Genomic DNA, 13,895 nt, shown 5'->3' on the forward strand with positions numbered 1-13,895 from the left:
GTGACCGAGGTGCTGACCCGCCACCGGGGGATGAAGGGTGAGGCGGCCGCCAAGGAGGCCGCCGCCCTGCTCGACCGGGTGGGCATCCCGGACCCGCGTCGCCGGCTCAAGGAGTACCCGCACCAGCTCTCCGGCGGCATGCGGCAGCGGGCGCTGATCGCCATGGCGGTCGCCTGCCAGCCCCGGCTGCTGATCGCCGACGAGCCGACCACCGCGCTGGACGTCACCATCCAGGCGCAGATCCTGGAACTGCTGAAGGACCTGGTCCGCGACTCCGGCACCGCGCTGGTGATGATCACCCACGACCTCGGGGTGGTCGCCGGCATGTGCGACACCATCAACGTGCTCTACGCCGGCCGGGTGGTGGAGACGGCCACCCGCCGTCCGCTGTTCCGCCAGCCCCGGCACCCGTACACCGAGGGGTTGCTCGGTTCGGTGCCCCGCCTGGACGCCGGCCGCGGCGAACGGCTCAACCCCATCCCCGGCTCGGTGCGCGACGTGCTGCCCTGGCCGGACGGCTGCGCGTTCGCCCCGCGCTGCGCCCGCCGCGTCGACGAGTGCGTGGGCGAGCCGCCGGAGATGGTGCTCACCCACGACGCGCGCAGCTACCGCTGCGTCAACCCGGTGCCGATCCCCGGCCTGACCCCGGAGGCGGACGTCCGGGCTACCGCGCCGACGACCGCCGAGCCGGGTACGGTGCCGGCCCAGGCCGAGCCGGCCGACCCGCCCGCGGCGCCCGGTTTCGGACCGGCTCCGCGCGAGGAGGAGACCACATGAGCGACAACGACATCCTCGTCGAGGTCCGCGACCTGAAGGTGCACTTCCCGATCCGGCGGGGCGTGATCTTCGACCGGACCGTCGGGCACGTCAAGGCCGTCGACGGGGTCGACCTGAGCATCCCGCGCGGCAAGACGTACGGGCTGGTGGGCGAGTCGGGCTGCGGCAAGTCCACGCTCGGCCGGGCGCTGCTGCAACTCACCCCGCCGACCGCTGGTGAGGTGAAGTTCGACGGCGTCGAGCTGACCACGCTTCCGGCCGGAAAGCTGCGGACGATGCGCCGCCGGATGCAGATGATCTTCCAGGACCCGATGTCCAGCCTGGACCCCCGGCAGAACGTCGAGTCGATCCTCACCGAGGGCCTCCAGACCCACGGCATCGGCACCGACCGCGACGACCGGCGGCGAATCATCGGCGAGACGCTGGACGCGGTGGGACTGCCGAAGTGGGCGCTGTCCCGCTACCCGCACGAGTTCTCCGGCGGCCAGCGCCAGCGCATCGGCATCGCCCGCGCGCTCGTCCTCGGCCCGGAGCTGATCGTCGCCGACGAGCCGGTCTCCGCGCTCGACGTGTCGATCCAGGCGCAGGTGGTGAACCTGCTGGACGAACTCCAGGACAGCCTCGGCCTGACCTACCTGGTCATCGCGCACGACCTGGCGGTGGTGCGGCACATCTCCGACATCGTCGGCGTGATGTACCTGGGCGCGCTGGTCGAGGAGGCCCCGAGCGACCGGCTCTACACCGAGCCGCTGCACCCGTACACCCGGGCGCTGATGTCGGCGGTCCCGGTGCCGGACCCGGACGTGGAGGACCGGCGCGAGCGCATCCTGCTCGCCGGGGACCTGCCGTCGCCGGCCAACCCGCCGTCGGGCTGCCGGTTCCACACCCGCTGCCCCTGGGCCCAGCCGACCCGCTGCGCCGACGAGCGGCCGGAGCTGCGCCAGATCGGCGCCAGCCGGGTGGCCTGCCACTGGGCCGAGCAGATCGCCGCCGGTGAGCTGCGCCCGCACGAGGTGACCGCGAAGATCACCCGGCCGGAGGGCGAGGGCGAGGAGCCGGGCGTGGTCTCCGCGCCCAGCGAGCCCGGCTCGTACGTCTGACCCGAAAAGGCGCGTCCCCACCCGGGCCGGGTGGGGACGCGCCTTGTCTGTCGGTCAGCCCTCGGGGCGGTTGAGCAGGCCCACCGCGATCGTGTGCACCGCGTCCAGCGCGGCCGGGTCGGCCAGCGGCGCGGAACCGCCGGTGACCGCGTACCACTCGTCGGCGTCCTTGTACTGCACCCGCAGCGTCACCCGGCCGTCGGCGTGCTCGGTGCGCAGCGTCAGCTCGCCGGTCACCACGCCCACCTCGTCGGTCATGACCCCGCCCGGACCGGGGACGATGTCGGTGGTCCGGTCCGCCGGTCCGGCCGGCGCGCCCCCGGCCGGCGCCCCCGGCACCGCGTCGGCGGTCATGCCCGCCCCGGCGACGTCCGCGGGCTCCGGCTGCCGGCCGTCCGCCGTCATCCCGGCCGAAGCCGGACCGGCCGCCGTCTCCGGGGCGGGTGCCGCAGCCGACTCTGGCGCCGGTGTCGGTGTCGGTGTCGCGTCCGGCCCGGTCACGGTTTGCTCGCCCATGTGCAGCCCTCCAGCATGTCGGTGAGAGCGGCCTTCTCGGCACTTGTCACAGTCAGCCGCCAGTAGTGCTTGACCGTCACCCAGTCCGCCGCGTACTGACACCAGGAGGACCGGTTCGGCGGCTTCCACTGGGACGGATCCTGGTCACCCTTTGCCCGGTTGGACCGCGCCGAAACCGCGATGAGCTGCGGCCGGGTCAGGTCGTTGGCGAAGTCGCCGCGCTTCGAGTCGTCCCACTCGTCCGCGCCCGACCGCCACGCGGCGGCCAGCGGCACCGTGTGGTCGATGTCCACGCCCGACGGGTCGGTCAGCACCACACCGTCGTAGACGCTCTCCCACCGGCCACCCACCACGTTGCAGCCGGACAGCTTGATGCCCTCGCCGTCGCGTTGCAGCACACTGTCGCGTACGTCGCAGTTCTTGCCGGTGCCGCGCCAGTGCGGGAAGCGGGAACGGCTGTAGCCCTTCATCGACCCGGCGGTGGCCACTGTCAGCTCACCGAGCTGCTTGTTGACGTTCCCGGCGGCGCTCGGCGGCGCCTCCGGCTCGGTGACCGACACCTCGCAGCCGGCCACGCCGAGGGCGAGCACCGCGCTCAGCGCGGCGGCCAGCCCGGCTCGGGCTCCTGATCTCGTACGCACAGACGACACCTCTCCAGCTTGCGTGCTCCGGGCGAGTCCGCACAGTACCCGGCGGCGGTTTCCGCGATTCGTGGCGTCGAGGATGGGCGGCGGGCAGAGTGGTGAGACGTGACCGCACCCGCTCCCGCGCTGCGTACCGGCTCCGCCGCCGGACGCGGCACGCTGCTCGCCGCGATCCTCGCCTCCGGCATGGTGTTCCTCGACAGCACTGTCGTCAACGTCGCGCTGCCGCGCCTCGGCGCCGAACTGGACGCCAACGTCGCCGGTCTCCAGTGGACAGTGAACGGCTACCTGCTCATGCTGGCCGCGTTCGTGCTGCTCGGCGGCGCGCTCGGGGACCGGTTCGGGCGGCGGCGCGTCTTCCTGCTCGGCGTGGTCTGGTTCGCGGTGGCGTCGGTGCTCTGCGGGCTGGCCCAGGACACCGGCTGGCTCGTCGCCGCCCGGTTCCTCCAGGGGGCAGGCGGGGCGCTGCTCACCCCCGGATCGCTGTCGGTGCTCCAGGCCAGCTTCCACCCGGACGACAGGGGCCGGGCCATCGGCACCTGGTCCGGACTGTCCGGGGTGTCCACAGCGCTCGGCCCGCTGCTCGGCGGCTGGCTCATCGACACGCTCTCCTGGCGGTGGATCTTCTTCGTCAACCTGCCGCTGGCCGTCGGCGTGGTGCTCGCCGCGCTGCGCTGGGTGCCGGAGAGCTGCGACGAGGAGGTCTCGCGTACCGGGGAGGGGCGGCGGTTCGACGTGGCCGGTGCGCTGCTCGGCGCGCTCGCGCTCGGCGGAGTCACGTACGCGCTGATCGACGCCCCGGCGCAGGGCACCTCCCCGGCGGTGCTGGTCGCAGCAGTGCTCGGGGTGGTCGCCGTGGTGGTCTTCGTGCTGGTCGAGCGGTGGCGCGGCGACACCGCGATGCTGCCCACCGGGCTGTTCTCCAGCCGGCTGTTCTCCGTGCTGAACGTCTTCACCGTCGTGGTTTACGCCGCGCTCGGCGGGTTCACCTTCTTCCTCGCCGTCTACCTGCAGAACGTGGTCGGCTGGTCGGCGCTGCTCACCGGCCTGGCCACAGTGCCGATGACGGTGCTGCTGCTGGTCGGCTCACCGCGCGCCGGCGCGCTGTCGGCCCGCATCGGCCCCCGCCTGCCGCTGACCGTCGGACCGGTGATCGCCGCCGTGGGTCTGCTGCTGCTGCGCCGGGTCGGTCCGGGCGCGTCGTACTGGGTGGACGTGCTGCCGGGCGTGGCGCTGTTCGGCGCCGGGCTCACGCTCGTGGTCGCGCCGCTGACCACGTCGGTGCTCGGCGCGGTCTCGGACCGGTTCGCCGGGGTGGCGAGCGGCTTCAACAACGCCGCGTCCCGGGCCGGCGGCCTGCTCGCGGTGGCCGCGCTGCCGCTGCTGGTCGGGCTGTCGGGCACCGGGTACGAGCAGAAGGGCGCGCTCGCAGTCGCGTACCGGGGGGCGTTGGCGTGGTGCGCGGGGCTGCTGCTCGCCGGCGCGGTGCTAGCCGCCGTGCTGATCCACCGCCCCGGGCGGAAGCGTTAAGAAGGGCCCCCTCCTATGCAGAATGCGTTAAGAAGGGGCCCTTCCTTACACCTCAGGCGCGGGTGCGGTTCACCGCGCTCGTGACCGCCTTGATCGAGGCGGTGACGATGTTCGCGTCCACCCCGACGCCCCACACCGTACGGCCGTCCACCTCGCACTCCACGTACGCGGCGGCCTGCGCGTCCCCACCGGAGGACAGCGCGTGCTCGTGGTAGTCGAGCACCCGTACCGCCACGCCCAGGGACTGCAGCGCGTTGACGTACGCGTCGATCGGGCCGTTGCCGACGGAGGTCAGCGCGCGGGTCTCCCCGCCGAAGCCGACGCGGGCGTCGATCTCGACCTTGCCGTCGACGGTGCCGATGGTGTACTCGGCCAGCTTCACGGCCGGGTCGACCTGGTGGTCGACCAGGTAGTTGCGGGCGAAGATATCCCACATCGAGCCCGGCTCGACCTCGCCGCCGTCGTGGTCGGTGACCTGCTGCACCACGCCGGAGAACTCGATCTGGAGGCGGCGCGGCAGGTCGAGCTGGTGCTCGGTCTTCATGATGTACGCGACGCCGCCCTTGCCGGACTGCGAGTTGACCCGGATGACCGCCTCGTAGGTGCGGCCCAGGTCCTTCGGGTCGATCGGCAGGTAGGGCACCGCCCAGGTGAAGTCGTCCACCGGCACCCCGGCCGCCGCCGCGTCGGCGTTCAGCGCGGCGAAGCCCTTGTTGATCGCGTCCTGGTGGGAGCCGGAGAACGCGGTGTAGACCAGGTCGCCCGCGTACGGGTGGCGCTCGTGCACCGGCAGCTGGTTGCAGTACTCGACGGCGCGCTTGATCTCGTCGATGTTCGAGAAGTCGATCATCGGGTCGATGCCCTGGGAGAACATGTTCAGGCCCAGCGTCACCAGGTCGACGTTGCCGGTGCGCTCACCGTTGCCGAACAGGCAGCCCTCGATCCGGTCCGCGCCGGCCAGCAGGCCCAGCTCGGCGGCGGCCACGCCGGTGCCCCGGTCGTTGTGCGGGTGCAGGCTCAGCACCAGGCTGTCCCGCCGGGGCAGACGCCGGTGCATCCACTCGATCGAGTCGGCGTAGACGTTCGGCATCGCCATCTCGACCGTGGCCGGCAGGTTGATGATCAGCTTCCGGTCCGGCGTCGGGTCGATCACGTCGATCACCGCCGAGCAGACCTCCAGCGCGTACTCCAGCTCGGTGCCCGTGTACGACTCCGGCGAGTACTCGTAGTGGATGTCGGTGTCCGGGGTGTGGATCTCCGCGTACTTCTGGCACAGCCGCGCGCCCTGGGTGGCGATGTCGGTGATGCCGTCGCGGTCCAGGCCGAAGACCACCCGGCGCTGCAGCGTCGAGGTGGAGTTGTAGAAGTGCACGATGGCCCGGCGGGCGCCGCGCAGCGACTCGAAGGTCCGCTCGATCAGGTGCTCCCGGCACTGGGTCAGCACCTGGATGGTGACGTCCTCCGGGATCAGGTCCTGCTCGATCAGCTGCCGTACGAAGTCGTAGTCGGTCTGGCTCGCCGACGGGAAGCCGACCTCGATCTCCTTGTAGCCCATCTGCACCAGCAGCTGGAACATCCGCCGCTTGCGCTCGGGCGACATCGGGTCGATCAGCGCCTGGTTGCCGTCGCGGAGGTCGACTGCGCACCAGCGGGGCGCGGCCTCGACGCGGCGGGTGGGCCAGGAGCGGTCCGGCAGGTCGACGCCGAACTCACGGTCGTACGGGACGTAGCGGTGGACCGGCATCCGGCTGGGGCGCTGGCTGGCGAACGGATCGGTGGCGGTGACAGGTTGAGCCATCTCGGAGTGCTCCCTGGAACATGTGGCGTCAGCAGATCGGAAAGGTGTCGGCGGAATGCCGGGCGACGGTGCGCGGCGGTGCCGAGAAGAAGATCGGATGTGCTGGACGGCGCGTAGCGACTCCGCGACGAGGTGCCGGCCGGTCAGGCCTCGTCGCGGCAGCCAAGGAGAAGGTACGCGCGCCACATGACAAGGTCACCCTACGTGGTGGGACGTGCGGTGGGAAGGCTGGTCCGGACTATGGGACCAGAGTCACGGAGCCGGAGGGCTTCGCCACGTCCGGTAGCCGAGGTGTCCGTTCCGCCCGGGTCACCGCGGGCACGATCGCCAGTCCGACGAGGATGAAGATCGCCGAGGCCGGGTACCAGCCCCAGCCGCCGGTGCTCACGCCGAGCGCGGTCAGCCCGGCCGGAGCGATCAGGAACTGCAACTGGGAGCCGAGCCCGAACGCGCCGACGTACGCGCCGCGCTGGGCGGCGGGTGGCAGCGTGGCGGTGAGTCCCCAGGCGCCCGCCGACTCGATCAGCTCCGCCAGGATGAGCAGTGTCGCGGCGGCCACCAGCGCGACCACGGTGAGCGCTCCCCGGGTCGCGCCGGAAATCGGCAGGACCAGGCAGAACAGGGCGATCAAAACCGCGCCCCGACGGGACGCACGGGCCGCGCCCGGCGCGTCGTCCGCGCCCCGGCTGGCGCGTACCTGGAACAGCACGATCAGCACGGTGTTGAGCAGCACCAGCCCGGCGATGATCGTCTTCGGCGCGTCGGTGTGGGTGAGGATCCACAGCGGCATCACCGTCAGGTAGAGCGTCTGGTGCGCGGTGAGCAGCCCGGAGAGCAGCGCGACGGTCATGAACGGCCGGTCCCGCAGCACCGCCAGCCGGCTCATCGGCTCGGCCGTGCGGGTCACCTCCGGCAGTCGCGGCAGCCGGCGGACGAAACCGGCGGTCACCAGGAAGACCACGGCGATGAACCAGACCATCCCGCGGTACGCCCAGATCGTGTCGACGGCCAGCACCAGGCCGCTGATCAGCGCGCCGATCCCGAAGCCGACGTTCAGCGAGGAGCGCTGGTAGGCCATGGCGGTGACCCGTTCCTCCGGGCGCAGCACGTTGATCGAGTAGACCTGGCGGGCCACGCCGGTCGCCGCGCCCGTCACGGCCAGCGCGATCACCACCGCGAGGAACCCGGCGAAGCCGCCGACGAACGGGTACGCCGCGAACAGCGCCGCGTCCAGCAACAGGCAGACGATCCACACCCGCTGCGGCCCGTACCGGTCGGTGAGCCCGCCCAGCGGCACGGTGCCGAGCAGTGACGCGCCGGCGGCGAGGGAGAGGCCGAGACCCACCTGGGCCGGACTCAGCCCGAGCGCCCGGGTGAAGAACACGGCGCTGCCCGCCTGGAACAGTCCGGTGCCGACGGCGTAGACCATCGCCTGCACGGCCAGGGCGCGGGTCAGCCCGGCCGGTGGTACGACGTCGCGGACGGCGGTGCGGATGCTCTCTCTGGCCCCCATGACCGATGAGCAGATCGTGCCCCCCACGCGCCGGTCGAGCCTTTTAGGCTGAGGCGAATCGGGGGGTGCGCATGTCCGAGTTGCGGTTCACGCTGGCCGACGTCGCGGGCGTGCGATTCGGTGTGTCGCCGGCCAACGAGACGGTCATGAGCCTGTGGGCGCTCGCCGATCCGGCCCGCTATCCGGTGCACCTGCAGTGGATCGACCGGGCCCGGGCGACGCTGCGCCGCCCGGAGGTGGCCGAGCGGGTCGCTCCGCTGGTGCACCTCACCCTGCCGCGCCGCTGGCTGCCCGACTTCCTCACCCCGGCGGCCCGCCCCGGGGTGGAGATGGACGGCCAGCTCGACCAGATCGCCGCGACGCCGCCCGACGTGGTGGTCCGGGACCTGCTGGCGACCACGCCGAGCGGACCACTACGCCCGTTCGGGCGGGCGTTGCTCGCCGACCCGACCGAGCTGTTGCCGCCGCTCGTCGAGGCGATGCGGGTCTGGTACGACGAGGCGATCGCCCCGGACTGGCCGCGGATGCGAGCGGTGCTCCACGCCGACGTCGCGTACCGGGCGGCCCAGCTCGCCGAGGGCGGGACGGGGAATCTGTTCGAGCGGCTCCACCCCGGCCTGCGGTGGCTCGGCGACCGGGTGGTCAGCGACGACCCGTTCGAGCGGGACTTCGACCTGCGGGGGCGAGGGCTGGCGTTGAACCCGAGCGTGTTCAGCCGCCAGCGGGTGCTGTGGAACCTGCTGGAGGACTCGTTGCCGGCCGCGGCGTACCCGGTTCGGGCGGTCGGGACGCTGTGGGAACGCGGACCTGAACCGGCCGGCGACGCGCTCGCCCGGGTGGTCGGCGGCGGTCGGGCCGCCCTGCTGAACCTGCTCGACGCGGCGACGACCACCACGGACCTCGCCCGGCTCACCGGGCTGTCCGCCGGGAACGTGTCCCAGCACCTCTCCGCGCTGCACGCCGCCGGTCTCGTCACCCGGTCCCGCGCCGGGCGGCACGTGCTCTACCGCAACACCGAGGTCGGTGCCGCGTTGCTCCGCGCCGCGCGTGGCGGCTGAGCGGAACGCGTCATGGCGCTCCCGGGCTCGGGGCGTCCCGGCTCACCGGCTCGCCGTCGGTCACCGCGCCGGCCAGTTCGACGGTGCCCGGCGCGGCGCCGGGCTCGCCGGTCAGCGTCAGCGTGCCGAAGCCGGCCCGGACCGCCGCCGGTGTGCCGTCCTCCCGGAAGCAGTAGATGCCCACGTCCAACGGCGCGTTCAGCGAGGCGGAGGTCGTGTCGACCGAGTAGCACCGGCCGGTGACGCCGGGCAGCGGCGCGGCGGGGGAGACAGCGAGCGGCGCGCGCCTGTCGGTCAGCACCTCCAGCCAGTCGGTGAACGGGTGCTGCACCCGGGGGTCCAGCCGGCGGGGCACCGCGTCGTCGGCGTCGCCGAGCCGGACACAGCTGGCCGCCTGCGTCCAGCCGGCCGAGGGCAGCGCGCACTGGAACAGCCCGTCGGAGGTGGCGGCGAGCGAGACGTCCACCGTCCCGTCCCGCCCCCAGCCGGGCACGTCGACCCGCCAGCTGCCGTCGTTGGCGCTGGTCACCGCCACCGTGCGGGGAGCGCCTTCGGCCGGGGTGAAGGAGTACGCGGCGGTGTGGTGCCGGTCCTGCGCGGCGGCGGCCAGCCCGGCCAGCTCGTCGCGGGCGGCGTCCACCTGCACCGGCACCGGGTCGGCGGAGCCGGTGGGCGCCGTTTCGGGCCGGTCGTTCACACAGGCGGCCAGCAGCGTCGGCAGGATGAGCGCGAGCGCGCCGGTCGCCCGGCGGGCCGCGCGTCGATGAGCGTGCACCGGCTCATTCTGCGTCGTCCGGGCGGCCGCGGACAGCCCACCGTACGGCTGTACCGCTTGGCGTGTCGCGTACTCCGGGGCTGGTGAGCCGCCCCACGCCGGGGCCGGATGGTGGGATCACCCGACCCGGCGTCGCGGGCCGCCCGATAGGCTGAGGCGGTCTGACACGCGCCGCCGGACCGAGAGACCCGGCGGCGTCGGCACGCTCAGGGTCGTCGCTGGGAGGGAGTGCACCGTCGTGGCACTCGTGGTGCAGAAGTACGGCGGGTCCTCCGTCGCCAACGCCGAGCGGATCAAGCGGGTGGCCAAGCCGAACGTGTACGCGATCCGGCCGGCGACGACGTGGTCGTGGTGGTGTCCGCCATGGGCGACACCACCGACGAGCTGCTCGACCTCGCCAACCAGGTCAGCCCGCTGCCGCCCGGCCGCGAGCTGGACATGCTGCTCACCGCCGGGGAGCGGATCTCCATGGCGCTGCTCGCCATGGCCATCCACAACCTGGGGTACGAGGCCCGCTCGTTCACCGGTTCCCAGGCGGGCGTGATCACCACATCGGTGCACGGCCGGGCCCGGATCATCGACGTGACCCCGGGGCGGCTCAAGGGCGCGCTGGACGAGGGCGCGGTGGTCATCGTCGCCGGCTTCCAGGGCGTCTCGCAGGACACCAAGGACGTCACCACACTCGGGCGGGGCGGCTCGGACACCACCGCAGTGGCGCTCGCCGCCGCGCTGGAGGCGGACGTCTGCGAGATCTACACCGATGTGGACGGCATCTTCACCGCTGACCCGCGGATCGTGCCGAACGCCCGGCACATCACCCGGATCACCTACGAGGAGATGCTGGAGCTGGCCGCCTGCGGCGCGAAGGTGCTGCATCTGCGCAGCGTCGAGTACGCGCGGCGCGCGGGCTTGCCGATCCACGTCCGTTCGTCATACTCGACCAACACCGGCACGATGGTCACCGGATCGATGGAGGACCTTCCTGTGGAACAGGCACTGATCACCGGGGTCGCCCACGACCGCAGCGAAGCGAAGATCACGATCGTCGGCGTGCCCGACGAGCCGGGCGCCGCCGCGCGCATCTTCGACACGGTCGCCGGCGCGGAGATCAACATCGACATGATCGTGCAGAACGTGTCCACCGAGGGCACCGGCCGCACCGACATCTCGTTCACGCTGCCCAAGGCGGACGGCCCGACCGCGATGACCGCGCTCAGCAAGATCCAGGAGACGGTCAAGTTCAAGGGCCTGCTCTACGACGACCACGTCGGCAAGGTCAGCCTGATCGGCGCCGGCATGCGCTCGCACCCGGGCGTGGCCGCCGGCTTCTTCGCCGCCCTCGGCGCGGCCGGCGTCAACATCGAGATGATCTCCACCTCGGAGATCCGGGTCTCCGTGGTCTGCCGCGACACCGACCTGGACAAGGCGGTCCGCGCCATCCACGACGCCTTCGAGCTGGGTGGTGACACCGAAGCCGTCGTCTACGCCGGCACCGGGCGGTAACGCGCCGTGGCGTCGCTGCCCACCCTCGCCGTGGTCGGGGCGACAGGTGCCGTCGGTACGGTGATGTGCCAGATCCTCTCCTCCCGGCGCAACGTGTGGGGCGAGATCCGGCTGCTCGCCTCCGAGCGGTCGGCCGGCCGGCGCGTGCAGTGCCGGGGCGAGGAGCTGACCGTCCAGGCCCTCACCGCGGACGCTCTCGACGGCGTCGACGTGGCCATGTTCGACGTGCCGGACGACGTGTCGGCGCAGTGGGCCCCGGTCGCCGTCGCGCGCGGCGCGGTGGTGGTCGACAACTCCGGCGCGTTCCGGATGGACCGCGACGTGCCGCTCGTCGTCCCCGAGATCAACCCCGACCAGGTACGCAACCGACCCCGGGGCATCATCGCCAACGCCAACTGCACCACGCTGGCCATGATCGTGGCGATCGCCCCGCTGCACCGCGCGTACGGCCTGCGCGAGCTGGTGCTCGCGTCGTACCAGGCGGTGTCCGGGGCCGGGCAGGCCGGCGTGGACGCGCTGCACCTGCAGCTCGGCAAGATCGCCGGGGACCGGGCGCTCGGCTCCCGCGCCGGTGACGTGCGCCAGGCCGTCGGCGACGAGCTGGGTCCGTTCCCGGCGCCGCTGGCGCTCAACGTCGTACCGTGGGCGGGCTCGCTCGCAGACGACGGCTGGTCGTCGGAGGAGTTGAAGCTCCGCAACGAGTCCCGCAAGATCCTCGGGCTGCCCGATCTCAAGGTCTCCGCCACCTGCGTACGGGTGCCGGTGGTGACCGGTCACTCGGTCGCCGTGCACGCGGTCTTCGCCACCGAGGTGGACGCCGAGGAAGCCCGCGAGGTGCTGCGCAACGCGCCGGGCGTGATCCTGGTCGACGACCCGGCGTCCGGGGAGTTCCCGATGCCGATCGACGCGGTCGGCACCGACCCGTCCTGGGTGGGCCGCATCCGCCGCGCGGTGGACGACCCGAGAGCCCTCGACCTCTTCGTGACCGGCGACAACCTCCGCAAGGGCGCCGCCCTGAACACGGCCCAGATCGCCGAACTCCTCGCCAGGGAACTCACCGCCTAGCCCCGTCGATCTTGCACTTCGCGCCTTGGCATAAGGGGTAAATGCCCCGTGCTTCGGGCCGCAAGTGCAAGATCGCGGGATCGCGGGGGAGAAGGTGGGTCAGGCGGCGGAGAGGTGGACTCCGTCTCGGCCGTGGCGCTTGACCGCGTAGAGGGCCTGGTCGGCTCGGTGCAGGGTGCGTTCGGGGGACTCGCCGGGCCGCGGCAGCGCGATGCCGACGCTGATCGTCCGGCCGGTACGGCGGGCCGCCTCGGTGAGCCGCTCCGCGATCCGGACCGCCTCCTCCGGGCGGCTCACCTCGATCACCGCCACGAACTCGTCCCCGCCGGTCCGGTACAGCTCGTCGCCCTGGCGCAGCGCGCCCTCCAGTGCCCGGGCCAGCCCCACCAGCAACCGGTCGCCGGCCTGGTGGCCGTACGTGTCGTTGACGTCCTTGAACCCGTCCACGTCGATCGCCAGCAGGGCGGTACGCCCCGGCGTGGCGGTGGCGATCCGCTGCCCGAACGAGCCGGTGTGCCGTAGCCCGGTGAGCGGGTCGGAGCTGGCCTGCTCGCGCAGCCGGGCGAGCGTACGCAGCCGGTCCAGGCAGGTCCACGCCTGCCCGGCGAGCAGTTCGATCAGGTTGACAGTGGTCGGGTCGGGGCGCAGGCGCTGCTCGTCGGCGACCAGCAGCACGCCGCCGGCAGCCGGCGTGCCGACCGGCACCGCCACCAGTGTGCGCGCGCCCGCCCGGGTCAGCGGCAGGTACTCCTCGGTGGGCGGGTGCCCCGCCTCGCCCAGCGTGTACGCCGAGCCGTACCGGTGGGCCCGGTCGATCATGCGGTCCAGCGCGGCCGGGCCGGCCTCGGCCAGCTCGGCGCGGATGCGTGCCTCCAACTCGCCGGGGGTGTCGGTGGGCGCGCCGAGGCGTGGGCCGCTCCGCCCGGTGAGGACCAGCACGGCGGCGGAGAGCGCCGACACGTCCCGGGCCGCGGCGAGCGCGGCGGTCATCAGGTCCCAGTCGGTCGGGGCGGCGGTGAACGCGGCGGCGTGCCGGAGCAGCTTCTCGCTGCGGCTCTCGGCCGGTGACCCGCCGAGCGCGGCGATCCGCCCGCCGAGGCGGTCGGCCACCAGTTCGGCGGTCTCCCGCCACGCCGCGAGCGGGACGGGCTCGCACCACTGCAGGTCGAGCACGCCGATGGGCCGGCCGTCCGGGTCACGTACCGGAACGCAGAGTTCGGCGGTGACGTCCGGCCGGACCGGCAGGTAGTCGGGGTCGGCGCTCACGTCGGGCACGACGGCGGTCACCCCGGAGGCGTACACCCGCCGCACCACCGAGGGTTCGGGTCGGTGGCGGGCGGGCGCGTCGGCGGTCGCCGGGACGTGCGAGAAGACCTGCCACGCGCCGGTGGCGGCGACGCAGCGCAGACGGTCGTGGACCCGGAGCAGGACGGCGGCGGTCGCCGGGGTGTGCCGGGCGAGCGCGGCGACCGTCCACTGGCACGCCTCCGGGACGGTGGACGCCGTGGGGAGGCGCACCGTGACGTCGCGGAGTACTCGCTCGTGATCCACGTCGTTCCTGCTCGGAGGGGGTAGGTCGCGATCAAGCGTACTCAGCGCGACCGTCACCGACCTTC

General features: G+C 72.9%; 11 protein-coding genes and 1 pseudogene. 6 read left to right on the forward strand and 6 right to left on the reverse strand.

The window, feature by feature from the left end; genetic code table 11:
* A partial coding sequence (locus tag MCBG_RS21260) for an ABC transporter ATP-binding protein (protein ID WP_043327841.1) occupies nucleotides 1–777 on the forward strand: 777 nt, incomplete at its 5' end.
* Entirely contained in the window at nucleotides 774–1,877 is a 1,104-nt protein-coding gene (locus MCBG_RS21265) for an ABC transporter ATP-binding protein (RefSeq protein WP_043327842.1), read from the forward strand. The genes MCBG_RS21260 and MCBG_RS21265, both read left to right, overlap by 4 nt.
* 54 nt (nucleotides 1,878–1,931) lie before the next feature.
* Here MCBG_RS21265 and MCBG_RS21270 read toward each other — a convergent pair whose 3' ends face one another.
* Together MCBG_RS21270 and MCBG_RS21275 are read right to left on the reverse strand one after the other, a co-directional pair.
* Entirely contained in the window at nucleotides 1,932–2,393 is a 462-nt protein-coding gene (locus MCBG_RS21270) for a hypothetical protein (RefSeq protein WP_043327843.1), read from the reverse strand.
* Nucleotides 2,375–3,034, reverse strand: coding sequence for an HNH endonuclease family protein (locus MCBG_RS21275; protein ID WP_043327844.1), 660 nt, complete (start codon nucleotides 3,032–3,034; stop codon nucleotides 2,375–2,377). The genes MCBG_RS21270 and MCBG_RS21275 overlap by 19 nt, the downstream gene beginning before the upstream one ends.
* Before the next feature lie 108 nt (nucleotides 3,035–3,142).
* On the opposite strand from MCBG_RS21275, the gene MCBG_RS21280 reads away from it, so the two are divergent.
* Nucleotides 3,143–4,567 (forward strand): MFS transporter, encoded by a 1,425-nt coding sequence (locus MCBG_RS21280; RefSeq protein ID WP_043327845.1) that lies wholly within the window; start codon nucleotides 3,143–3,145, stop codon nucleotides 4,565–4,567.
* A gap of 52 nt (nucleotides 4,568–4,619) precedes the next feature.
* On the opposite strand, the gene leuA is transcribed toward MCBG_RS21280, so the two are convergent.
* The gene (leuA, locus tag MCBG_RS21285; protein ID WP_043327846.1) at nucleotides 4,620–6,365 is read right to left on the reverse strand and encodes a 2-isopropylmalate synthase; all 1,746 of its coding nucleotides are present in this window, start codon (nucleotides 6,363–6,365) and stop codon (nucleotides 4,620–4,622) included.
* A gap of 238 nt (nucleotides 6,366–6,603) precedes the next feature.
* On the reverse strand, nucleotides 6,604–7,878 hold the full coding sequence (locus MCBG_RS21290) for an MFS transporter (RefSeq protein ID WP_051611334.1): 1,275 nt from the start codon (nucleotides 7,876–7,878) through the stop codon (nucleotides 6,604–6,606).
* Between the two features lie 71 nt (nucleotides 7,879–7,949).
* Between MCBG_RS21290 and MCBG_RS21295 the strand changes: the two genes are divergently transcribed.
* Nucleotides 7,950–8,936, forward strand: coding sequence for a DUF5937 family protein (locus MCBG_RS21295; RefSeq protein ID WP_043327847.1), 987 nt, complete (start codon nucleotides 7,950–7,952; stop codon nucleotides 8,934–8,936).
* 10 nt (nucleotides 8,937–8,946) lie between these two features.
* Here MCBG_RS21295 and MCBG_RS21300 read toward each other — a convergent pair whose 3' ends face one another.
* The gene (locus MCBG_RS21300; RefSeq protein WP_051611336.1) at nucleotides 8,947–9,711 is read right to left on the reverse strand and encodes a hypothetical protein; all 765 of its coding nucleotides are present in this window, start codon (nucleotides 9,709–9,711) and stop codon (nucleotides 8,947–8,949) included.
* Between the two features lie 238 nt (nucleotides 9,712–9,949).
* Here MCBG_RS21300 and MCBG_RS21305 point away from each other — a divergent pair.
* Together MCBG_RS21305 and MCBG_RS21310 are read left to right on the forward strand one after the other, a co-directional pair.
* Nucleotides 9,950–11,214: pseudogene (locus MCBG_RS21305) on the forward strand (aspartate kinase).
* 6 nt (nucleotides 11,215–11,220) lie between these two features.
* Complete coding sequence (locus tag MCBG_RS21310; RefSeq protein WP_043327848.1) at nucleotides 11,221–12,279, forward strand: aspartate-semialdehyde dehydrogenase; 1,059 nt, start codon at nucleotides 11,221–11,223, stop codon at nucleotides 12,277–12,279.
* A 99-nt stretch (nucleotides 12,280–12,378) separates the two neighbouring features.
* Here MCBG_RS21310 and MCBG_RS21315 read toward each other — a convergent pair whose 3' ends face one another.
* A complete protein-coding gene (locus tag MCBG_RS21315; protein WP_043327849.1) occupies nucleotides 12,379–13,830 on the reverse strand; it encodes a sensor domain-containing diguanylate cyclase in 1,452 nt (483 codons plus the stop codon).
* Nucleotides 13,831–13,895: the final 65 nt, after the last annotated feature.

Origin of the sequence: Micromonospora sp. M42 (assembly GCF_000568915.1) — a bacterium.
GTDB classification, from domain to species: domain Bacteria; phylum Actinomycetota; class Actinomycetes; order Mycobacteriales; family Micromonosporaceae; genus Micromonospora; species Micromonospora chalcea.